Source organism: Halomonas sp. NYA30, from assembly GCF_976980765.1.
Genome location: NZ_OZ334477.1, coordinates 3,578,421 through 3,600,671 on the forward strand (window position 1 = coordinate 3,578,421; position 22,251 = coordinate 3,600,671).

At 53.2% G+C, this 22,251-nt stretch carries 23 protein-coding genes, 2 tRNA genes and 1 pseudogene; 15 read left to right on the top strand and 11 right to left on the bottom strand.

The features are described 5' to 3' along the window. Positions 1-15: 15 nt before the first annotated feature. The 3 genes from ACWI0H_RS16610 to ACWI0H_RS16620 all read right to left on the bottom strand — a co-directional run bounded on the left by ACWI0H_RS16610 (position 16) and on the right by ACWI0H_RS16620 (position 1,063). A tRNA-Asp gene (locus ACWI0H_RS16610) sits at positions 16-92 on the bottom strand. 69 nt (positions 93-161) lie between these two features. Further along, positions 162-237 (bottom strand) — tRNA-Val (locus tag ACWI0H_RS16615). 70 nt (positions 238-307) lie between these two features. After that, positions 308-1,063 carry an alpha/beta fold hydrolase gene (locus ACWI0H_RS16620; RefSeq protein WP_485874011.1) on the bottom strand — a complete coding sequence of 252 codons (756 nt, stop codon included), beginning with the start codon at positions 1,061-1,063 and terminating at the stop codon, positions 308-310. Positions 1,064-1,227: 164 nt separating this feature from the next. Between ACWI0H_RS16620 and ccoN the strand changes: the two genes are divergently transcribed. The 11 genes from ccoN (at position 1,228) to fnr (ending at position 12,328) form a co-directional block, all read left to right on the top strand. Then, positions 1,228-2,652, top strand: coding sequence for a cytochrome-c oxidase, cbb3-type subunit I (ccoN, locus tag ACWI0H_RS16625; protein WP_485874012.1), 1,425 nt, complete (start codon positions 1,228-1,230; stop codon positions 2,650-2,652). A gap of 19 nt (positions 2,653-2,671) precedes the next feature. After that, positions 2,672-3,280 (top strand): cytochrome-c oxidase, cbb3-type subunit II, encoded by a 609-nt coding sequence (gene ccoO, locus ACWI0H_RS16630; RefSeq protein ID WP_088699417.1) that lies wholly within the window; start codon positions 2,672-2,674, stop codon positions 3,278-3,280. Between the two features lie 3 nt (positions 3,281-3,283). Beyond that, positions 3,284-3,508, top strand: a complete 225-nt coding sequence (locus tag ACWI0H_RS16635; RefSeq protein ID WP_035585415.1) for a CcoQ/FixQ family Cbb3-type cytochrome c oxidase assembly chaperone — start codon at positions 3,284-3,286, stop codon at positions 3,506-3,508. Further along, positions 3,505-4,434, top strand: a complete 930-nt coding sequence (ccoP, locus tag ACWI0H_RS16640) for a cytochrome-c oxidase, cbb3-type subunit III (RefSeq protein WP_101147525.1) — start codon at positions 3,505-3,507, stop codon at positions 4,432-4,434. Before ACWI0H_RS16635 ends, ccoP begins: the two co-directional genes overlap by 4 nt. 149 nt (positions 4,435-4,583) lie before the next feature. Beyond that, positions 4,584-6,023 (top strand): cytochrome c oxidase accessory protein CcoG, encoded by a 1,440-nt coding sequence (ccoG, locus tag ACWI0H_RS16645; protein WP_101147526.1) that lies wholly within the window; start codon positions 4,584-4,586, stop codon positions 6,021-6,023. A 6-nt stretch (positions 6,024-6,029) separates the two neighbouring features. Continuing rightward, complete coding sequence (locus ACWI0H_RS16650; RefSeq protein WP_101147527.1) at positions 6,030-6,563, top strand: FixH family protein; 534 nt, start codon at positions 6,030-6,032, stop codon at positions 6,561-6,563. Further along, a complete protein-coding gene (locus ACWI0H_RS16655; RefSeq protein WP_485874013.1) occupies positions 6,560-9,019 on the top strand; it encodes a heavy metal translocating P-type ATPase in 2,460 nt (819 codons plus the stop codon). Before ACWI0H_RS16650 ends, ACWI0H_RS16655 begins: the two co-directional genes overlap by 4 nt. After that, a complete protein-coding gene (ccoS, locus tag ACWI0H_RS16660) occupies positions 9,016-9,261 on the top strand; it encodes a cbb3-type cytochrome oxidase assembly protein CcoS (protein ID WP_101147529.1) in 246 nt (81 codons plus the stop codon). The genes ACWI0H_RS16655 and ccoS overlap by 4 nt, the downstream gene beginning before the upstream one ends. Continuing rightward, the gene (locus ACWI0H_RS16665) at positions 9,258-9,953 is read left to right on the top strand and encodes a sulfite exporter TauE/SafE family protein (RefSeq protein ID WP_101147530.1); all 696 of its coding nucleotides are present in this window, start codon (positions 9,258-9,260) and stop codon (positions 9,951-9,953) included. The genes ccoS and ACWI0H_RS16665 overlap by 4 nt, the downstream gene beginning before the upstream one ends. Before the next feature lie 88 nt (positions 9,954-10,041). Continuing rightward, the gene (gene hemN / locus ACWI0H_RS16670; RefSeq protein WP_485874014.1) at positions 10,042-11,481 is read left to right on the top strand and encodes an oxygen-independent coproporphyrinogen III oxidase; all 1,440 of its coding nucleotides are present in this window, start codon (positions 10,042-10,044) and stop codon (positions 11,479-11,481) included. A 103-nt stretch (positions 11,482-11,584) separates the two neighbouring features. Beyond that, complete coding sequence (gene fnr / locus ACWI0H_RS16675) at positions 11,585-12,328, top strand: fumarate/nitrate reduction transcriptional regulator Fnr (RefSeq protein ID WP_281662210.1); 744 nt, start codon at positions 11,585-11,587, stop codon at positions 12,326-12,328. Here the strand turns inward: fnr and ttcA (ACWI0H_RS16680) are convergent. The 4 genes and pseudogenes from ttcA (ACWI0H_RS16680) to ACWI0H_RS16695 all read right to left on the bottom strand — a co-directional run. Next, positions 12,321-13,028: pseudogene (ttcA, locus tag ACWI0H_RS16680) on the bottom strand (tRNA 2-thiocytidine(32) synthetase TtcA); the annotation flags it as partial. The gene fnr and the pseudogene ttcA (ACWI0H_RS16680) sit on opposite strands and share 8 nt — an antisense overlap. A gap of 205 nt (positions 13,029-13,233) precedes the next feature. After that, positions 13,234-14,100: a tRNA 2-thiocytidine(32) synthetase TtcA gene (gene ttcA / locus ACWI0H_RS16685; RefSeq protein WP_101147533.1), complete on the bottom strand. Its 867-nt coding sequence runs from the start codon at positions 14,098-14,100 to the stop codon at positions 13,234-13,236. Between the two features lie 435 nt (positions 14,101-14,535). Beyond that, positions 14,536-15,915 (bottom strand): DEAD/DEAH box helicase, encoded by a 1,380-nt coding sequence (locus ACWI0H_RS16690; RefSeq protein ID WP_485874015.1) that lies wholly within the window; start codon positions 15,913-15,915, stop codon positions 14,536-14,538. Continuing rightward, positions 15,912-16,523, bottom strand: coding sequence for a hypothetical protein (locus ACWI0H_RS16695; protein ID WP_485874016.1), 612 nt, complete (start codon positions 16,521-16,523; stop codon positions 15,912-15,914). The genes ACWI0H_RS16690 and ACWI0H_RS16695 overlap by 4 nt, the downstream gene beginning before the upstream one ends. 97 nt (positions 16,524-16,620) lie before the next feature. Here ACWI0H_RS16695 and ACWI0H_RS16700 point away from each other — a divergent pair, with 97 nt between their 5' ends. Next, positions 16,621-16,893: a helix-turn-helix domain-containing protein gene (locus ACWI0H_RS16700; RefSeq protein ID WP_485874017.1), complete on the top strand. Its 273-nt coding sequence runs from the start codon at positions 16,621-16,623 to the stop codon at positions 16,891-16,893. 196 nt (positions 16,894-17,089) lie between these two features. On the opposite strand, the gene ACWI0H_RS16705 is transcribed toward ACWI0H_RS16700, so the two are convergent. Further along, positions 17,090-17,317, bottom strand: a complete 228-nt coding sequence (locus ACWI0H_RS16705) for a hypothetical protein (RefSeq protein ID WP_485874018.1) — start codon at positions 17,315-17,317, stop codon at positions 17,090-17,092. A gap of 359 nt (positions 17,318-17,676) precedes the next feature. Between ACWI0H_RS16705 and ACWI0H_RS16710 the strand changes: the two genes are divergently transcribed. Continuing rightward, positions 17,677-18,000: a hypothetical protein gene (locus ACWI0H_RS16710; RefSeq protein WP_053856994.1), complete on the top strand. Its 324-nt coding sequence runs from the start codon at positions 17,677-17,679 to the stop codon at positions 17,998-18,000. Between the two features lie 281 nt (positions 18,001-18,281). Here the strand turns inward: ACWI0H_RS16710 and ACWI0H_RS16715 are convergent, their stop codons facing one another. Genes ACWI0H_RS16715 through ACWI0H_RS16725 form a run of 3 tightly spaced genes read right to left on the bottom strand, consistent with a single transcriptional unit; the run spans position 18,282 to position 20,224 of the window. Then, entirely contained in the window at positions 18,282-19,052 is a 771-nt protein-coding gene (locus tag ACWI0H_RS16715) for a hypothetical protein (protein ID WP_485874019.1), read from the bottom strand. Positions 19,053-19,068: 16 nt separating this feature from the next. After that, on the bottom strand, positions 19,069-19,803 hold the full coding sequence (locus tag ACWI0H_RS16720) for a HupE/UreJ family protein (RefSeq protein ID WP_485874020.1): 735 nt from the start codon (positions 19,801-19,803) through the stop codon (positions 19,069-19,071). A gap of 52 nt (positions 19,804-19,855) precedes the next feature. Further along, positions 19,856-20,224, bottom strand: a complete 369-nt coding sequence (locus ACWI0H_RS16725) for a hypothetical protein (protein ID WP_485874021.1) — start codon at positions 20,222-20,224, stop codon at positions 19,856-19,858. Between the two features lie 133 nt (positions 20,225-20,357). On the opposite strand from ACWI0H_RS16725, the gene ACWI0H_RS16730 reads away from it, so the two are divergent. Both ACWI0H_RS16730 and ACWI0H_RS16735 read left to right on the top strand, forming a co-directional pair. Then, positions 20,358-20,633, top strand: coding sequence for a metal-sensing transcriptional repressor (locus ACWI0H_RS16730; RefSeq protein ID WP_008957440.1), 276 nt, complete (start codon positions 20,358-20,360; stop codon positions 20,631-20,633). 34 nt (positions 20,634-20,667) lie between these two features. Continuing rightward, positions 20,668-22,038 (top strand): MFS transporter, encoded by a 1,371-nt coding sequence (locus tag ACWI0H_RS16735; protein ID WP_485874022.1) that lies wholly within the window; start codon positions 20,668-20,670, stop codon positions 22,036-22,038. Positions 22,039-22,251 lie beyond the last annotated feature (213 nt).

Genomic DNA, 22,251 nt, shown 5'->3' on the forward strand with positions numbered 1-22,251 from the left:
ATACTGATTTGATGTTGGCGGACCGGACGAGACTCGAACTCGCGACCTCCGGCGTGACAGGCCGGCATTCTAACCGACTGAACTACCGGTCCGTTATGCACATCAAAGCTTAATCTTACTTTTTACTTCACGCTTCCAACCATTTTAGCGATTACTAAATATGGTGGGTGGTACTGGGTTCGAACCAGTGACCCCCAGCTTGTAAGGCTGGTGCTCTCCCAACTGAGCTAACCACCCGCTGGTCACGTGGCGCTGCATTTTACAGAAGGTTGTTTCAATGTCAACATGCTGCGCTTAAAAACTGCTTTTAAGCTAGCGCGTTGCCCTCTTCTTTCAAGCCTTGGCTGTGAACGCGGACGAAGGATGCCGCAACCTGGGTGGCTTCGTCAATCAAAAACGTTTGCGTTAGCCCAGAAGAGCGCCGTGGCTTGAAATCGTGATCGCCATCTTTCAGCCAAGCCAGCTGAGCATTAGCGGGCAGCGTATAGCTTGCGACCTCCTCCTGAGTACCGAAAGGATCTCGCTCGCCTTGTATCACTAGCATGGGGCAAGTAATCGCCGACCAGTGTTCCAAACGAAGCTTTTCCGGCGCTTTGGTGGGATGAAACGGGTAACCAGCCACCACGACACCAGGGCACGGTTGTTGACTGGCTAACAGCGTCGCCACGCGACCGCCCATTGATTTCCCCCCAACCCAAAGCGGCCCGTCAAAAAGAGAATCAAGTAGCGCATACCACTCGGCAAACTGAGCCAAGGTCTGCGCGATCGGAGGCGGTGGGCGTCGCTTGCCGGTTTCCTGCATTTGCTGCATATAGGGGAAATCAATACATAGAACTTGTATGCCCCGCCCAGCCAAAGAGGTGACAAATTGACGCATGAAAGCGGACTGCTGGCCGGCGCCAGCGCCATGGGCAAACAGCAAGCGTCCTATCTTGGCCTCACCATGAACCGCCAACGGCCCCATGCCCTGCACCAGATAACAGCCGTTTGAGTCGAGATGAGTCTCTTCGTTTAATGCGTCTGGCGTTAGCGAAATATAGTCAGACAAAGCGTAATGTGACATGCACCGCTCCTAATAATTCAATGATTAACCTATTGGCATGTTCAGCTTAAGCCTCGGCTGCGCTAGAATCCTCGTCGGATCTTGACCTGCATCATCAAGCGGGTGGCCGCATCCGTGCAAAATGCCACGGGTTACCCCCTAACCGCGTTCGATGGGAACATGAAATGAGCACAGCACTTGAACACCCGACCTACAACTACAAGGTAGTTCGGCAGTTCGCGATTATGACCGTTGTGTGGGGCATCGTGGGAATGACCGTTGGTGTCATCCTCGCCTCGCAACTGGTTTGGCCGCAACTGAACCTCGGCATACCTTGGACCAGCTTCGGGCGACTGCGTCCGTTACACACTAACGCCGTTATTTTCGCTTTTGGTGGCTCGGCGCTCTTTGCAACGTCCTATTACGTTGTCCAACGAACGTGCCAGACACGGCTATTCTCGGACAGGCTGGCGGCCTTTACGTTCTGGGGCTGGCAAGCCGTTATTATCTCAGCGATCGTGTCGCTCCCCATGGGCTACACCACGACCAAGGAGTACGCTGAGCTAGAGTGGCCGATCAATATATTGATTGCAGTCGTTTGGATCAGCTATGCCATCGTGTTCCTGATGACGATTAAAAAGCGCACCACGTCGCATATTTATGTGGCGAACTGGTTCTTTGCGGCGTTTATTTTAACCGTTGCAGTGCTGCATATCGTCAACAACGCGGCGATCCCGGTTACCCCAATGTACTCCACCTCGATCTACGCTGGTGCGGTGGATGCCATGGTGCAGTGGTGGTACGGCCATAACGCGGTAGGCTTTTTCCTGACCGCTGGCTTCCTGGGCATGATGTACTATTTCGTGCCGAAGCAGGCTGAGCGACCGATCTACTCTTACCGTCTTTCCATCGTCCACTTCTGGGCGCTGATCATGATTTACATGTGGGCAGGTCCGCACCACCTGCACTACACGGCGCTGCCGAACTGGGCACAGTCGCTGGGCATGATCATGTCGATCATCCTGTTGGCGCCCTCTTGGGGCGGCATGATCAACGGCATGATGACCTTGTCAGGCGCCTGGCATAAGCTGCGCACGGATCCGACACTGCGCTTCTTGGTAGTGGCCCTATCGTTCTACGGCATGTCGACGTTTGAAGGCCCGATGATGGCCATTAAAACGGTCAACGCGCTGTCGCACTACACGGACTGGACCATTGGCCACGTTCACTCCGGTGCGCTCGGCTGGGTAGCGATGATCACTATCGGCTCAATGTACCACCTGATCCCGCGCGTATTCGGTCGCACTGAAATGTACTCGGTCAACCTGATCGCCGTGCACTTCTGGCTGGCCACGATCGGTACCGTGCTGTATATCGCCTCCATGTGGGTAAACGGTATTCTGCAGGGCCTGATGTGGCGTGCGATCAACCCTGACGGCACCTTGATGTACACCTTCGTTGAATCCGTTGAAGCCAGCGGGCCGGGCTACTTTGTTCGCTTAATCGGCGGCCTCTTCTGGGTCACCGGTATGCTGATCATGGCGTTCAATGTGTACATGACCGTTAAACGTCGTGAGGCTATCAGCCATTCAGCGCCACAAGCTGCCTAAACCGGGGAAGTTGAGACCAATGAAACACGAGATTGTCGAAAAAAACGTTGGCCTGCTTGCCGTGTTGATCCTTGTCGTGATCAGTTTCGGCGGCTTGGCTGAGGTGGTGCCGCTGTTTTTCCAGAAGCAGACCACCGAGCCGGTTGAAGGCCTGGAGCCGCTGTCTGCTCTGGAGCTGGAAGGCCGTGACATCTACCGCCGCGAGGGCTGCGTGGGCTGTCACTCGCAAATGGTGCGTCCGTTCCGCGCGGAGACCGAGCGCTACGGCCACTACAATGTGGCAGGTGAGCAGGTTTACGAGCACAACTTCCTATGGGGTTCCAAGCGTACCGGGCCAGATCTGGCGCGTGTTGGCGGCCGCTATAGCGACGACTGGCACCGTGCTCACCTCTACAATCCCCGAGATGTAGTCCCTGAATCGGTTATGCCGGCTTACCCCTGGCTGTTTGAAAATACCCTCGATGGTGACGCTACTCCCGCTAAAATGCGCACCCTGCGCCAGCTAGGCGTGCCGTACACCGACGAAGATATTGCCAACGCAACTGACGATGTTCGCGGTACTCAGGAAATCACTGCCCTGGTCGCGTACCTACAGCAGCTGGGAACCGTGCTCGAGGGCACTCGCTAAGTTATGGATACGGGAACTTTTCGCGGTCTCATCACGCTAATCTTGATTTTCGCGTTTATTGGCATCGCCCTCTGGGCGTACTCCAAGCGACGCAAGCCAGATTTCGACGAAGCGGCTAATTTGCCCTTTGCCGACGACGATGAGCTACCGACCAGTGACAAGCACGCTTCGCGTGAACGCGACAGCGAAGCGCATTCCCGCGACGACAGGGGAGATAAGAAGTTATGAACAATCTATGGGGTGACTCCCTATCCGGCTTCTGGAGCGCCTGGATCATTATCATTACGCTGGGCACGATCGCGCTGAGCGTATGGATACTACTGGCCAACCGCCGCACCGATAAAACGCCTGACGCGGACGGTAACGTTGAAACCACGGGCCATGCCGCCGATGGCATCGAAGAGTATGACAACCCACTGCCAAAGTGGTGGTTTCAGCTATTCGTCTTGACGGTGGTCTTTGCACTGGGCTACCTGGTGTTTTATCCCGGCTTGGGCAACTACGCGGGGATACTGGGCTGGTCGCAAGAGGGCCAGTGGGAAGAGGAAGTCGCTCAGGCCGAAGAGCGTTTCACACCGATTTTTGCCCAGTATCAGGAAGTGCCCATTCCTGAGCTTGCCGAAGATCCCGAGGCGATGCAGGTTGCTGAACGTATCTACCAAAACAACTGCGCGGTGTGTCACGGTTCCAACGCTCAGGGCGGTTACGGCTTCCCCAACCTGACCGACGACGACTGGCTGTACGGCGGAGAGCCCGACAATATCGTTCAAACGCTGACGAATGGCCGTAACGGTCTGATGCCTTCCTGGCAGCAGCTGGGGCAAAACAATATTGAGAACCTGTCTCAATACGTGCTCTCACTGTCTGATGAAGCGCATGACGAGGCACAAGCTGAACAGGGCGAAAGCACTTTCACAGCAGTCTGTGCGGCTTGCCACGGCCCAAGCGGCACGGGTAATACAGCCCTCGGCGCGCCTAACTTGACCGACAATACCTGGCTCTACTTGGCGCCCGGCCAAGAAGTAGGTGACTCCATCCGTCAAACGCTACGCAATGGCCGTAACGGTCATATGCCAGCGCAAGCGGCTTATATTGGTGAAGAGCGTGTTCACCTGGTCGCCGCCTACGTGTATAGCCTGCGCTTAGCGGACTGATTAACTGCTCAGCCATACTCGCCAAGAAAGGGTGCGGCCTCAAACCGCACCCTTTCTTTATGCACAACCCGATACAATATTGACCATGCACTCGCCTTCATGAGACTGGGGGTGCTACCTCTCCTGCCTTCTGAGCCGGGAATACCGCCATGGAAAAGATACCAACCCAAGACGTCACGCCGAATCCGGTGGGGCATCACACGCCTCCACAACAACCGGTTACTCAGGAAATGTACGCCAAACGGCGTCACATTTATGTGCGAGAAATTAAAGGTATTTTCCAGAAACTACGCCGCAGTACTAACTGGGCGTTAATGCTGATGTTTTTCCTATTGCCCTGGATCAATGTTGGCAACCGGCCCCTCATTCTGTTCGATCTGCCTAATCGCGAATTCCATATCTTTACCGCCACGTTCTATCCGCAGGAGTTCATACTGCTATCGTGGCTGTTGATCATTTGTGCTTTTGGGCTGTTTTTTATTACCGTTTTTGCGGGCCGGGTGTGGTGTGGTTATACCTGCCCGCAAAGCGTTTGGACCTTTCTGTTTATCTGGCTTGAACACCGCATCGAAGGCTCGCGCAATCGGCGTATCAAGCTCGACAATCAACCGATGACGGCGGATAAGGCTTGGCGAAAAACTGCTAAGCACACTGCTTGGCTATTGATAGCGCTCGCTACCGGCATCACCTTTGTGGGTTACTTCACGCCAATTCGTGATTTAGTGACAGAGCTCCCCACCCTTGAAGCCCATGGCTGGTCCTACTTCTGGGTGGGCTTTTTCCTGGTATTCACTTACCTGAACGCGGGTTGGCTGCGTGAACAGGTGTGCATTTATATGTGCCCCTATGCCCGTTTTCAATCGGTGATGTTTGACCGTGACACACTGATTGTCTCCTACGATGAGTCCCGTGGTGAACCCCGTGGCCATCGCCCTAAAAGCCTGAGCCATCTAGAGGCCCGTGAAGCAGGATACGGCGACTGTATCAATTGCGATCTTTGCGTTCAGGTATGCCCTACCGGTATCGATATCCGTGACGGACTGCAGTATGAGTGCATCACCTGCGCCGCCTGCATCGACGCCTGCGACAGCGTAATGGACAAAATGGGCTACCCGCGGGGGCTGATACGCTACACTACCGAAAACGCGCTTGAGGGCAAAAAGAGCCATATCATGCGCCCTCGCCTGCTAGGCTACTTTGCCGCATTGGTGCTAATGATAGGCACTTTTGCCTGGGCGATTAATGACCGCATGCCACTTAACTTTGACGCTGAGCGCGAGCGCACCCAACTTTACCAAACGACCCGCGACGGCCTGATTAGTAATGTGTTTACCCTGACCATTCGTAACCTTGATGACCAGGATCACACTTACCAGCTGAGCGTTTCCGGGCTGCCCAGTTTAGCCTTAGATAGCAATATGATTGACGTGCCTGCGGGTGAGTCGCGCTTAGAAGTCGTTACAGTGACCGCTAGCCCTGACGAACTACAGCAACCCAGTCACGACATTGTATTCACACTGCAGGCTCAGCAAGACGAACGTATTCGCCTTGAGCGGGATGCCCGCTTCCTGGGCGATATTAGGAGATAAACGACGATGTCATCCCTACCCTCTAGCGAGAAGGTGATCCCCTGGTACAAGCAGTTTTGGCCATGGTTTCTAATCGGCATTCTGCTCTCATCCATTATGTTCAGCATAACCTTTGCCGTTATGTCAGTTAAAAGTTTTGATGGCATGGTAGTGCAAGAGGATTACTACGAGCATGGCAAAGCCATTAATATGGTACTTGCCAAGCAGGAGCAGGCGCGCACTCTGAACTTAAGCGCCGAGCTACGTCTTGATCCGATGACCAGCGACATCGTGGTTGATTTAAGCGGCGATGCGCGTCCCGACAAGCTCTATCTGGACCTCATCTTCCCTACCGAGGATGACCGTGATCAATCGTTCATACTGGAGCATGTCCGTGACGGCCGCTATATCACCCAGGGCCCTGACAACCTGCGCTACCGCTGGTACCTACAGATTCAGCCCGCACTAGAAGATGCCGACTGGCGTCTGACGGGTGAAGCGACGTTCCCTAATGAAAATAGCGTCGCGCTATTGCCAGGAGGGCGTCCAGAAAGCGAATGAGCAACGCCGTGCCTGCCTCTGACTGCTACCACTGCGGTAACCCGGTGCCCGCTGCGGCACCCTGGACGATTACCCTGGATGACCACACCCACCCGCTCTGCTGCCCCGGCTGCGAAGCGGTGGCTCATGCCATTGTCGATGGCGGGCTAGAGAGCTACTACCGCTACCGAACCGAACTTCCCGAACGCCCCGATGAACGCCAAGCCGCCAAAGCGGACACGTGGTCGGTATTTGATGATCCCGGCCTGCAAGCGCAGTTTGTTCACCCTGATGGTGATGAGGGCAATGTCAAAGCCACCCTCGCCATTGAAGGCATTACCTGCGCCGCCTGTGCGTGGCTGATTGAACACCGCCTGAATGCGTTGGAGGGAATTACCACCAGCGCGGTGAATTTAACCCACCACCGACTGCGCGTGAGCTGGGACCCGCAGCAGCTTAAACTCTCGCAACTACTAGCCGAACTGGCTGCAATTGGCTACGACGCTCAGCCTTACGAACCGGATCAAGCCCAAGCACGCATGCAGCATGAAGAGCGCATGAACGTGCGTCGATTGATCATCGCTGCAGTAGGCATGATGCAGGTGATGATGTTCTCGATCCCCATTTATGTCTCCGGTCCCGGTGAAATCAGCGACGATTTCTACGCGCTGTTCCACTGGCTCTCGTTTGCCTTAGCAACGCCGGTAGTATTTTTTTCCGCCCAGCCGTTCTTTCGTAATGCCCTGCGAGACCTGCGCACCGGTGTATTGGGTATGGATGTGCCAGTATCGCTGGCGATCGGTGGGGCTTATCTTGCCAGCAGCTATGCGGTGCTGTTTAACGTCGGCGAGGTCTATTTTGACTCGGTCGCCATGTTCACCTTTTTCTTGCTGTTTGGGCGCTACGTGGAAGGCCGAGCCAGGCGCCGTAGTGGGCATAGCGGCAATGTGCTGAGTGGCGTGCTGCCGATCTCGGCCACGCGGCTGGAAAGCGACGGCAGCGAACGCATTCTACCCGCGAGCGAACTCGCCCCGGATGATCGAGTCCTGATCAAGCCCGGCCACGGCGTGCCTGCCGATGGCGTGATTGAGGAGGGAGAATCGAGCCTGGATGAATCCATGCTGACCGGCGAATACCTGCCGGTCACCCGCCGGGTGGGCGACAGCATTACCGGCGGTAGCCAGAACATGGAAAATCCGCTGGTGATCCGTGTTACCCACGCCGGGCGCGATGCCCGAGTGGCGGGCATTGTCGATCTCACCGACCGCGCCTTTGCCAGCCGCCCGCGGCTGGCCCAGATGGCAGCACGCATGGCCCACCTATTTGTGCTCCGCCTGTTAGTGGTAACCGCCTGCGTCACCATCGCCTGGTGGTTTATCGACCCCTCGCGGATGCTCTGGGTACTACTTTCGGTGCTGGTCGTGACCTGCCCTTGTGCGCTGGCGCTGGCCACCCCCGCGGCCCTGACCGCAGGCCATGGTCAACTGCGCAAGCGCGGCGTGTTGATCACCCGTGCCGATGCCATGGAGACGCTCTCCAACGTAACCCGAGTAATCTTTGACAAAACCGGCACGCTAACCCGCGGCGAAATGCACCTGACCCAAACCCAGCCGTTTGGCGAATTGACCGCCGAGCACGCCCAGGCAATTGCCGCTGCGCTTGAAGCCCACTCAGAACATCCTATCGCCCGCGCCTTTCGTCCGTTTCGGGATGCAACGCTTCAGGCAAAAGATATTCATAGCCATACCGGTCAAGGACTAGAGGGCACGCTAAACGGCGCGCGCTGGAAGCTGGGCAAACCAGAATTTGCCGCTGGAGAAGCCATTTCGGCACCCGCCAAGGGCCAATGGCTGCTGCTGAGCGAAAACGGCGAACCCCGTGCCTGGTTTGGTCTGCATGATGGTATTCGTGATGACGCTGCTGCCACGATCAAAGCCCTTCAGGGCCAGGGGCTAACCGTGGAGCTGCTCTCCGGTGATACCGTCGATGCCGTTGAGAGCCTGGCTAACCAGCTCAACATTACTACTTGGCATGCGGGTACCAGCCCCGAAGGCAAACTGGCCAGGATGAAAGAGCTTCAAGCCGCTGGCGAAACCGTGGTAATGATTGGTGACGGCATCAACGACGTACCGGTGCTAGCCGGTGCTGATGTGGCAATTGCCATGAATGGCGCGACGGATCTCGCCCGTACCCGAGCCGACGCGGTGCTGCTCAGCCCACGCCTGATGCGGATTTTTGAGGCTATCGAGATTTCCCGCGCGACCCGGCGTATCATGCGCCAGAACATGATCTGGTCAGTATGCTACAACTTTTCGGCGCTGCCGCTGGCGGCAATGGGGCTGGTGCCGCCCTGGCTGGCGGCCATTGGTATGTCGCTCAGCTCGCTAGTGGTGGTGGGTAACGCGCTGCGGCTGTCACGCTGGCGTACGACGCCGCCCGCTTCTTCGCCAAGCGCTTCAACACCGGTAACCGCATGACGATTCTGTATCTACTCATTCCGCTTTCACTGATTCTGCTGGGCCTCGCCGTCTGGGCATTTTTCTGGGCGGTGAAAAATGATCAGTTCGACGACTTGGAAGGCCCGGCGCACCGCATTTTGTTTGATGAAGATGAGAATGACCTCAACCCCGAACAGCGACGCCAGCGGCAGCAGACCAAGCACCGCCCTGCTGCCCCCTCCGACACACACTCACCCGACGACCAAGAGCCCCGGCCATGAATCCAACCGGCCTTGACCTGCCGCCACTGCTGGCGGCGTTCGTGTTTGGTTTGATGGGCGGCGCCCATTGCATTGGCATGTGTGGTGGCATTATGAGCGCGCTCACTTTTGCAGTACCCCCCAGCATGCGTCATCCGGCGCGTATGGGTGGCTTGCTGCTCAGCTATAACGCAGGTCGCATCACTAGCTACATGAGCGCAGGCGCGCTGGTAGCCCTACTAGGCACGCTATTTTCCCTCTCTGCCACGGCGCGAATGCTGCTACAAGTGTTTGCGGCGCTGATGCTGATCCTGATGGCGCTGTATATCGCCAATTGGTGGAAAGGGCTGCTTAAAGTTGAAGCGATAGGCCGCCGCCTATGGCGCTTTATCGAGCCGGTAGGGCGACGTTTAATGCCCGTAGTTCATTTACCCCAAGCCTTTGCGCTGGGGGCGATATGGGGTTGGCTGCCCTGTGGGCTGGTCTACTCCATGCTGGCCTGGAGCTTAGCAATTGCCGACCCGCTCCAGGGCGCACTATTGATGGGCGCCTTTGGACTGGGCACGCTACCTGCGCTGCTGGCCACCGGGCTTGCCGCGCGCCAGTTAAGCCACCTGATTCGTCACCCGGCAACGCGCAGCGTGGCCGCGCTGACGATCATTGCTTTTGCGCTGTGGCAGCTGTGGACACTCACAGCACACAACCTTCATTAACATGACATGGCTCAATATTTATATCGGCGCCGCGCGTTAGGCTGGCATCAAAGCTTTAACGCCACTTTTAACGCCGGAGCGTCACTTCATGCCCGTTCATGCCCTCGCGGCTTCTTCTACGATGACTTCAACCATGGCCGGGGCAGCACCGGAGCAGAAAAAATGGGATGAAGCCTTGCTGCGCCGTTACGACACCAGCGGCCCGCGCTATACGTCCTACCCCACGGCGTTGTCGTTTCACGACCAATTTACCCCGAGCGATTTGACTCAGGCGTTAGAGCGCAGCAATGCCAGCCAACGTCCTCTTTCGCTGTATGTGCATATCCCCTTCTGCCGCAAAATTTGCTTTTACTGCGCGTGTAATAAAATCGCCACCAAGAACACCGCCCTGGCCGAGCCGTACCTATCCCGGCTTGACCGTGAAATGGTGCTGACCGCTCGCCACCTGGATACCACACGACCGGTGAAGCAGTTGCACTGGGGTGGCGGAACACCGACGTTTCTTAACTTGAACCAGATGGGCGACTTGATTGATCGCCTGGACGCGCGCTTTGGTCTCTCGTCCGCGTCTGATCGCGATTACGCGATTGAAATCGACCCACGCGAAGCGGACGTATTTACGCTGCGCCACCTGCAGTCGCTCGGTTTCAATCGCATCAGTTTAGGCGTGCAGGACTTAAGCCCGCTGGTGCAGAAAGCCATTAACCGTATTCAGCCACGGGTACTCACCGAGACGCTGATGGATGAAGCACACCGGCTGGGCTTTCGTTCGCTCAATCTCGATTTAATATACGGCTTGCCCTTTCAGACTGAAAAAAGCTTTGCAGACACCTTGCGCCAAGTGATCGAGTTAAATCCCGCACGGCTTTCTGTGTTTAACTACGCCCACATGCCCGAGCGCTTTGCCCCCCAGCGGCGGATTAACATCGATGACCTGCCGGGCAGCGAAGAGAAGCTGGCGATTCTGCGCACCACGATTGAGATGCTCACCGCGGCCGGTTATGTGCACATCGGCATGGATCACTTTGCTCGTCCTGATGACAGCTTGGCGATCGCCCAGCGCGAAGGCTCGCTCCAGCGCAACTTTCAAGGCTACTCCAGTCACGCCCAGTGCGACTTAATCGGGCTTGGCGTGTCGGCGATTTCTCGCGTCGATGACGTCTATGCACAGAACCCTAGCGATCTGGCCCGCTATGAAGCAGCGCTGGATCAAGGCCAATTGGCAACCGTACGTGGGCTGCGCTTAAGTGACGATGACCTGATCCGCCGGGACGTTATTGAGCGACTAATGTGTGATATGCGCATTGATCTGGCCGCCATCGATCAACGCTGGAACATTGATGCCCCGCGTTACTTTGCGCAAGCGCTTGAGCACTTACAGGGCGCCGAGCGAGATGGCCTGCTGACGCGCAGCGGCGACCAGCTTAGCGCGACGCCCATGGGACGGCTGCTGATTCGTCACTTAGCCATGGCGTTTGATGCTCACCTGCCGCAGCAATCAGGCAAGCACTACTCAAAGATTGTGTAAACAAGCTATCGCTAACGAAATGAAGCTTCCATACTAAGAGAAGCCTACCTCAGCACGGCGTAATGATTACCTGCCACTCACGACGCTACTCAAGGAGTTATGCATGTTGGAACCCATGAGCCGCCGACGCTCGCTACTCCATGAAGCTCGCTGCCAAACCTGCAGCTTGAGCTCACTATGCTTGCCACTTGCCCTTGAGATAGACGATATGGGCCAGTTCGATGCCATTATTCGTCGTCGCGCACCGCTGAAAAAAGGCGAGCCACTATTTCGCCAAGGCGATACTTTTACCAGCGTTTATGCGGTACGTTCGGGCAGTTTGAAACAAGTCACATCAGAGGGAAACGGCAGCGAACAACTGACCAATTTCTACCTCCCCAGCGAACTAGTGGGGTTGGACGGGATCGATGAAGAGCACTACCCAGGGAGTGTAATTGCCCTGGAAACGACCACCGTTTGCGAGATTCCCTTTGATCGCTTGGACTCACTCTCTGAGGAGTTGCCCGAACTGCGTGGCCAGCTGTATCGCAGCATGAGCAAAGAGTTGCGCGACGACCGGCGCATGATGCGCCTGCTGTCACGTAAAACCGCCGACCAGCGGCTGGCGAGCTTTTTAATCACGCTTTCAGATCGTTTTCGTCGCCGTGGCTACTCGCCCTACAGTTTCCGCCTTTCCATGCCCAGGGCCGATATCGGCAACTATTTGGGTTTAGCGGTGGAAACCGTCAGCCGGATTTTAAGCCGCTTCCAGCAGCAGAGCGTAGTGGCGGTATCCGGGCGAGAGGTCAATATTCTTGATATGCAGCGCTTAATCACCCTCGCCGAAGAGGAGCAAAACGCTAGCTGACGTTAAATGCCTGGATACGCCCGGCCAGTAGTTCTGCCTGTTTGGCTTCTAGCCCTTCAAAATCAAAGAGATTGCGATCCGCTAGCTGGGAAGGCGCAATATTGGTAACGGCTTTAAACATGCTTTCCAGGCGACCGGGGAATTTTTTGTCCCACTCGGCGAGCATCTCTTTGACGACCTGACGCTGCATATTGGGCTGCGAACCGCATAGATTGCAGGGAATAATCGGGAATTCCATCAGCCGTGAAAACTCGGCAATATCCGCCTCTTTACAGTAAGCCAACGGCCGAATGACGATATTTTTACCATCATCAGAAAGTAGCTTAGGCGGCATCGCTTTTAAGTTGCCGCCAAAGAACATATTGAGAAACAGGGTTTCAAGGATGTCTTCACGGTGGTGGCCCAGGGCAATTTTATTGGCGCCAATCTCTTCGGCAAAGCCATACAGCGAACCGCGGCGCAGGCGTGAACAGAGCGCGCAAGTCGTTTTACCTTCTGGCGTTTTTTCTTTCACCACCGAATAAGTATCACGCTCGACAATGTGATATTCCACGCCCTGCTTATCCAGATACGCAGGCAGCACATGCTCGGGAAAACCGGGCTGTTTTTGATCCAGATTGACCGCTACCAGTGAGAAATTGACCGGCGCGTTGCGCTGCAAGTTGCGCAAAATCTCCAGCATCGTATAGCTGTCCTTGCCTTATATGCCAAATTTTTTTAAAAGAGGAAGAGTGAGTGAGTGAGTAAAGCATTACAATACAGTCACTTAATTTTCTTTCTTCTAAAGAAAACAAACACAAGCCATACAAAAAATTCATTTTTTGTAAAAAAAAGCTTTAAGCAAATGCAGTTGATCAAAATATAACCAAAGACAGCCCAGATACACCAATGTATTCTTTACAAAATCATAGGTTGATTGCTTCTATAAAATTGGTCGAAGAAACATCTACACTGCCAGTATGGTTCGAGATGACTTTACTAGACCTGTCGATATCGAGATTGTGGAAATCGAAAAGATTTAAGTCAGCTAGTTGGCTTGGACTTACATTCTGGATACCGTTAAATATGTTTTCAATACAACCCGCTTTTTGTTTTTCCCAGCCTGCCAACATGTTTTTTATATTCTGTCTTTGTAAGTTCTCCTGAGAACCACAAAGATTACATGGAATAATTGGAAATTCTACAATTGATGCCAGCTTAGCAATATCTTTCTCACGACAATAAGAAAGCGGTCTTATTACAATATTTCTGCGATCATCACTTAGCAGCTTAGGAGGCATTGCCTTTAACTTACCGTTAAAAAACATATTCAAAAAAAGAGTTTCTACAATGTCATCCATGTGATGGCCAAGAGCTATTTTTGTAGCCCCAATCTCCTCAGCAAACCCATATAGAGAACCCCTTCTAAGTCTCGAACAAAGTGAACAAGTAGTTTTCCCTTCAGGAGTTTTCTCTTTAACAATTGAATATGTATCCTTATCTATAATATAATAATCAATATTATTCTTTTTGAAGAAGCCAGGAAGAACATGCTCCGGAAAACCGGGTTGTTTTTGGTCGAGATTCACAGCGACCACATCAAACTTAATCGGTGCTACTCTCTTCAAATACAACAGAGTATCAAGCATAACAAATGAATCTTTGCCACCACTTATGGCAGCCATTACTTTGTCACCATCTTCAATCATAGAATAATCACAAACAGCTCTCCCAGCGTTAGCCCTTATTTTTTTATAAAGCTTGTTCAAATCCATCTTTTCTTTAGGCTTCATAAACCACCATTAAAATAAAAGTTATAAATAAATAACAAATCAAAATCTTCATAACCAATATTCTAAATCAGATGGCATAAATTTTCGACAGATGAATTGAGATATTCGATGGGAGATAGAGTGTTTCAAATTCCTGAGCTAGCAGAAGCTTCAGATGCATGAGCATATGACCAACATTCGACATTTTGTCGATTCGCAATCTCGCTAAGTTGAGATTGGGTGCTTTGTTCGCTAGAGCTGACTCGGAGGTAGCCGATCGTCGCCATTGAGCTGTATTCTCAATTTTGGATCATAAAATGGGGCTTTCTTTTGAACCTTAGCTATAACCCCAAACGACACTTATTACCCATTGAGTTTTAAAGATAATAGAAGCGTGTCAAAAGGTACACTTTATGAACCTTGAAGATGGGTGGGGGTAGCCATGGAAAGAAAAAACTACATTAGCGATAATAGATACTGCCGGTAGTATTGAGAAAAGCTCAGCGTCAGTAATGAAGCCTCAGTAACTTGCAGCTCGCGCTTACCGTTCTGCTCTTTTACGGAAAGGGGATTATCTTCACTTTCTTTTGCGCCCTCGGTATTGCCATCGGCGTGCTCAGCGTGGGATTTAGTTAGACGATCATTAAGCTTTTTTGCCTGCAGCGTGGATTGATCCTCGGGAAGGTCATTGGCGATTCTTTGCGAGTATTTACGTAGGGTAGGTTCAGCGATCACGTAAAGCCACGCCTCTCTGTCATCAGTGCCCATCTTTCTTAAGATGCGACCAAGAACCTGCCTGTAGTGAAGCTCGGTACGAATGCGACTGAGGTAACAGCAAACTGAAAGACGCTGTATATCTGTGCCTTCAGAAATCATGCTAACCGCTACAATCCAGCAGGTGTTGTCATGCCGAAACCGGTCGATTAGTTGCTGAGCCCGAGGTGTTTTACTGGTGACCACGACATAGCTTTGATGCTTAGCATTCAGTATTGCAGCAATTTGGTGGGCATGCTCAATATCCGTTGCCACCACTAGCCCCCCAGCTTGAGGGGTCTTATGTCGGGTTTCACTCAGCTGATGAATACCTATATCCAGCACAGCATTGAGGATGTCATCATGGCGCAACAGGTCTTCGTAGCTAACGGGTGACTCACTGAGTAGTTGAGAGAAGCATGAAAACCCTCGAACAGACTCAGTGTTTTCTTTTTCCTCGACGAGCCTGATTAAAGGGTTATCGATCAGCGTAATCCGTGGGGCTCTGCAAACGCCCTCGTTCACAGCACTTTGTAGGTCATAACGATAGTCACAGATCAGCTGCCCTTCTGGATCAGAGTACCGTGCCAACGCGATAGGAAGGTCATCAGAACGCCAAGGGGTTCCAGACAAGCCTAGGGTATAAGTAGCTTGATCCTGGATATTCCGAATAATCTGCTGTCCCCATGTGTTACTAAGGAGAGGATCATGACCTGCGCAGTGATGAATTTCGTCGAAGATAGCTAATACGCGGAATTTTTTAAAAATATCCCAAAATTCTTCCTGTTGGTATTCCATGGATTGGTAAGTATAAGCGGCTCCTGCGGATGCAATGACGTTTCCAAAACGCTGATCTAAAACAGCAGAAAACGTGCGCTGCATACCTGCAACCACTTCCCGCGTAGGGGCAAAGCAGATAACGAAGTCGATAAGTTGTTCTTCAAGCAACCACTTGGCCAATTCGGCAGCAAGACGCGTTTTTCCGCTACCCGGGGTTGCCTGAACGAAATAATCACGGTGGCTCTGATAGTGTGCTTTGGCCTTGTCTAAACAGTCCGCTTGCCACTTCCGCAATACAATCATGAGCCACTGAGGCGGCTTATGGCCTTTTCTAAAGCACTGACATGGCCTAAAAGACGTGAGCTACGCTCGTGAGCACTGCGGTAGTCAATTGAAAGGCTATTATTAAGCTCCGGATGGTCCCTCATAAGCTGCTGGAAGGCCTCCACTTCCCCTAAAGCTTCCAAAAACCGGCTTTGCGCCTCACTTAACTTTTTTTCCAATACCGTGTAGCTATCGGCAGGCGCCTTTACTGCTTGCCTGTTCTCTTCGATATTTGACTGGCTCGCATCATTGGTGACTGGCTCATTCGGTGTTTGAGGGTGAGTACGTTGTAGCCATGAGACAAAGTCATCTTCATCAATACCAAGATCAGCTTCTATCAACATAGAGCTTACATGGTACTTCTGGCCGCGGCTCTTTATCTCACTGTCCTTCTCTACAAAGTGGGCCTTAATTAACTTTCTGACGCGCTCATAAATAAAGCGACGCAGTGGCGCTTTATGCATCGGATTTACGTCGTATTGCTCAATGTACTGATCCCGAAGGCTTTGAACGCAGAATGTTACATTTTCTGGTTTCAGTAAGAGTTCAATGATTCGCCTATCTATGCTCGGGAGGTTACGGGACATGGGTATGGGCATCAAAGGAGTGAAAATACGGATTATAAGCCGTGGCTTGATAGGCCGCAACGCTCGATAGTCCTGCCTCATGACCAATGAGGCAGATATGGAAGAGCTGGCAGTCGCTATCGGAAAAAACATTAGGGAAAAGCGCCGAGCGAATGGCCTCTCTCAGGATCGTTTTGCAATAGTAGCAGGCGTTGATCGTAGCTATATGGGAAGGATAGAGCGTGGAGAGGTGAGCATCACCATTGAGATGCTGTATAGGATCGCAGCGACATTACAGTGCGAGCCGATAACCTTGCTCCCTAAGGTGTCTTCTATACGTTTACCTAACACTCGTAAGGCTAATAAGAGAGGATTTAATGAAGGACGATAACCGTTTCTACGATGAGAGAGGTGACTCGATAGTTGTTTGAGGTGGCGTTTTTGCGGTAGGTCTGCAACGTGCATAACAATACCAAGCAGGCACAAAGCTATCTACTTCCATCCGAGCAACGCAATTTAGTGTATTGATTGCTCTAATTCAGCGCCGGCCCGAGTGGCCTCTACGAAATGACTCTTTGTTGTAATGTTCAGAATTCATCTTCATTAATTAATCGAAACACCATCCTCTTGGCATGGCTAAGATCACTCTTAGCCAGCACGTACCAATCGTACACTTCGCTTCCTGGCAACATTTCCTGACCCACTGCACAGCGATCCCGCTCGTAACGAAACCTTGTACCCGCTGGCGATTGCCATTCGACAACGTTTTCACCACTAAAAACCGGCTTAAGATCACTTATTTTTCGTATAGCCATCGTAGTCAGCCACCTGAAGCATATTAATCTTTCTTAATTTATTGATTTGGTTCACTTTAACGCTAATCGCCGACAGGTTGCACGTGGTACTTGAAGGCCAAAAGGAGCCGATAGAATCACGACCTAGCGCCAGACGGGCAATAGGTGGCTTGAGCAGTACCTGGCCAAAACCACACGGCTGGTTGAATATGATAAATTTATAGATAACCGCGACGAGCGTAGATTATCCAACTACGGTCGGCCTGGATGCCGTTATTTAAACGAGGCTGTCTCAAAGATAATCACCCTCGTTTCGGAAATTTTTATCTTAACGAAACAAGTCATAATGCGAACCCTAAACACCGAAGGAGAGTCTAGACATGCCATCTTTATCGCCTGATGCTTTGGCTATACTTCTCCCTCTCGGCATTCTTTTCTCCGCTCTACTCATGTTCGGAGCCGGCCTTGTATGGGCCCGCTACCGCGATTACCAGAACGAAAGGCAAGATCGAGAAAAGTTAATTCAAACTATTTTGGACCAGATCGAACCTTGGGCAGGCTCTCGATCCTCCGCCTGGGCATGGTATCAAACATATCCCATTTCGGCCCTCGGTGGACAGACAGCCCAGCAACTAGCCGCTCAAGGAAAAGCTTACGAGGTAATCGCGTACATAGCCCATATTCGCCAGGGCGGATATGCTTAACCCGGCCTATCGCTTGTTTTACGTTTTATGTAGCTTTCAGTACGCGTAACCACTGAGTAATACCGGATAGTCCCGTTTGTATAGCGATGGTAGGAATCAGACCGTCGCTAACCGGCCAATAGAAGACTTTCAGATCTTTCGCATATATGCCTAAATATTATATTAAATCAGATAACCCAACGACCACTATCTCATCTAATTCTGTAGACGGTTTCCCATCAATGTAGCGACGCTGATGGCAAAAGCCCCTAACGCTCAGGAGAGCGCTAGGGGCCACTGCTTTAGAGAACCTTGTTCAGCTCCCCATAGTCCCCTCCAACACGCAACACCACGGTCACGTCGTTATCATTGCGATTGCGAAAGAACCAACCGTGGTTACCGGTGAACGCGGCTTCCAGTTCTCCCTCATCTTCGGGCACGCCGCGTCCTTTCTCATAGCTGATCGAGTTGCCATTTCCGTCACCGTGGGTGTCGAAATTAAGTGGTCCCCCATCGGACGTCCAAGCGAATGTCGCGACAGCGCCTTCTTCCATCGTCAGCTTGTACTCGGTGCCCTCGCCCGGTGTGAGGGTGAAGCTCACTTCATCGCCCCATGTGGCAGCTTCTTCAGTTGCCTGGGAGGCTGCCTCTTCAGCGGCCAAAGCGTCAGCAAGCGCTACGCTAGCCTCGGGCTGCACCATCTCTTGGTCAGGTACCAAGGAGGCTACTTGCTCCGGCTCTACGTCTGAAGCCTGTTGAGCAGCAGTGTTTGCAGCCGTGGGCGGGTTATCACTTGCTGATTCTTGAGGTGTGCTGGTTTGTGATGCCTGCATGGCAGCGGCTTCGTCATTAGCCTGGTCAAGCTCGGCCTCCTCGGCTAGTTGGGTCTTGATTTCACCCATCTCGGTCAGCCCCAACAAGCGGCCAGCGCCGGTGGGGTCAATGGCATACTCAGCAGGCAGCACGACGGTGATCAGCAAAGCGACTGCAATGACGGCTGCCATCAGCGTAGAACGAAGTAACTTACCTGTTGACGGTAACTCGGCACGGGTGGGAAGGTCGGTATTGTACATTTGGGTCTCTCCTGAATTAGGCGATGAAATAGCCGGTGAGCTGATAACCAACCAGCATAAAGCCAGCGCACATCATGGCGACGTTAGCGGTGTAGGCGTGGCGTAAGAAGCCATTGGTGCGTCGCCAGAAACCCATCACGATAAGGATGGCACTCAGGGCCAGTAGCTGGCCGATCTCTACCCCAACGTTGAACGCCAGGAGATTGGGGACTAATCCATCAGAAGCGATATCGTACTCAATGATCTTGCTCGACAGTCCAAAGCCATGGAACAGGCCGAAGACCAGCGTCGCCACCTTGGTATTGGGCTGAAAGCCGAACCAGCGCTGATAAGCACCGATGTTATCGAGTGCCTTGTAGACAACGGAGAGACCGATGATGGCATCGATAAGGTAGCTATTGATGCCGATATTAAAGTACACCCCTAGCAGCATGGTCGTAGAGTGACCGATGGCGAAGAGGCTGACGTAGATGGCGATATGCTGCATTCGATAGAGGAAAAAAATCACCCCTAGCAAAAACAGGATGTGGTCATACCCCGTCACCATGTGCTTGGCACCGAGATAAACGAACGACATCAGGTGAACGCCATAGATCTCCTGGATATACCCTTTGTCGCCTTCAGCAACAGCGTGGGCAAGGGCTTCACCGCTGGCTCCCAGGAGCAACACCAGCAATGTGAGAAGGGTCAGTGCGTGGCGCCGGTTCATAGCAGACAAGCCGAACGCACCCCCTATTTGGGATGGAAACATAAAACCTCCACGGGTCTGTCATTGGGAATGGCCGTCAGGCAGACGGCCTCAGTCATCCAGCAATGACAGGCCGTGGAGGACGCTCAAAGCGGTAGACGCGACGCAACGGTAGACCGCTTCGTTCACCTAGCCGCTGGGTGTTGCGGAAGCTCGGCTCAATGGCAATGCCCGATCCGAGCCTATCCGCTTTTTCGTGAAAGTGGCTGCCACTCTCGTTATGGAGATGGCGGCCGTCCTCATGCTCGTGACCATGGGTATGCCCATGGCCTTTCTGTACATTCTCGTGTTGAGATGGCTCAACCCCCATCACGCTCGCCGCCCCATGCGCACGCGCCTCACCCACACTGGTGATTACCAGGCTAGGCAGGAACAGCAACAGAAAGGTCAGATAGCCAAGGCGGTGGCGCAGCCGATTGAGCATGTAGAGCAACCAGGATAAAAGTAAAAATCATAAAAATAGATAACCGTCTGCCTTGAACCATAGCGTTGGCAGAATAACGGCGATAGATTACCATCCCCTCCGGGGGGATAGGAATATAATAAGGGAAAAGAAAATGACAATGCATACTCACCAGTCACATCCCGATATCGTCAAGCGCCTGAACCGCGCTCGGGGGCACCTTTCGAGTGTGACCCAGATGGTAGAGGATGGACGCCACTGTCTGGACATCGCTCAACAACTCCATGCGGTAGAAAAAGCCATTCAGCAAGCTAAACGCACCTTAGTGCTGGATCACATCGACCACTGCCTAGACGAAGCCCTGGGTACTCAGAATCAAACGCAACGGGCACGGGCTGAAGAGTTCAAGACGATTGCACGCTACCTGTAAGCGCTTTTAGGCACCCCTCATTTGAGGAAGTTCTATGCTCGATGTACTCGCCCACCGCGTCTACCGCCATCTCTTTCTAGCGCAGGTCATTGCACTGATCGGCACTGGCCTGACCACGGTTGCGCTGGCGTTGCTGGCTCACGATCTTGCTGAAGGTCAGGCGGGCGTCGTGCTAGGCACGGCGCTGGCGATCAAGATGGTCGCTTACGTGGGCATTGCCCCTTTGGTCGGCGCTTATGCATCACGCCTGCCTCGGCGCACCTTATTGGTTAGCCTGGACTTGCTGCGTGCAGCCGTGGTTTGCGCACTGCCTTTTGTTACCGAAGTGTGGCAGATCTATGTGCTGATCTTTCTGCTCAATGCTTGTTCAGCTGGCTTTACGCCCGTTTTCCAGGCGATGATCCCTGACATTCTCGAAGACGAAGAGCAGTACACACGAGCATTGTCCCTGTCGCGTCTCGCCTATGATTTAGAGAACCTTCTTAGCCCGATGGCGGCGGCGGCATTGCTGATGGTGATGGGTTTTGATGTCCTGTTTGTAATCAATGCTCTGGCCTTCGTTATCTCTGCCGCCCTGGTTATATCGGTGATCCTGCCTGCGTCTCACCCCCTAGAGGAAGCCCCCGGCGTCTGGCGTCGCGTTACTCATGGTATGCGGATTTACCTAAAGACGCCCCGGCTGCGCGGGCTGCTGGCGTTGAGCCTGGCGGTATCAGCCGCCGGGGCCATGCAGATCGTCAACACGGTGGTACTCGTACGCTCGGTGTTGAATTTGGGCGAGAAAGAAGTCGCACTGGCCTTTGCCGCCGCAGGCGGGGGCTCCATGCTAATAGCCTTACTGCTGCCCAAGGTGCTGGAACGGGTGTCCGAGCGGCCAGTCATGCTGCTGGGTGGCGTTATGATGGCACTCAGCCTCTACCTGGGCTGGCTGGGCCCATCGTTTGCGGGGCTTGTCGGGCTATGGTTACTGCTGGGCGCTGGGGCCTCGTTGGTCATGACCCCCACCGGGCGCCTGCTCAAACGTTCATGCCAGCCGGAGGAGCGTCCAGCGCTGTTTGCTGCCCAGTTCTCGTTGTCACACAGCTGTTGGCTAGTCACCTATCCGTTGGCAGGCTGGCTGGGAGTGAACCTGGGACTGACGGGTACGTTCGCTTTGCTGGGAACGGTGGCCCTGGCGGCAACGGGGCTCGCGGCCCTTATCTGGCACGCACATGACCCGATGGCTCTTGAGCACGAGCACGCTGCCCAAAGTCACACCCACCTGCACTACCACGATGAACATCATCAGCACGAACATGAGGGATGGGAGGGGCCGGAACCTCATCGCCATTCCCACCATCATTCCCCAGGCTCACATGGGCACGTCTTTGTTATCGATGACCACCATTCCCATTGGCCATCGTAAAACGAGTAAGGACGCGGGCTTGGGAAATAAACGTGGGATGCGAACTGCCAATCTTACTAACGCGGGTATACAACATGCTCACCTTTTATTAAGGCGTAATATTAATAGGAGGTTTTTGCGCAAAGTAAGCTTTAACAGGCTTGCTAGTGTGGCAATGTGTAGGTGTAAAGAAAACGACGCAATCTTATTTTTAGCTTACCGTAACGAATCGAC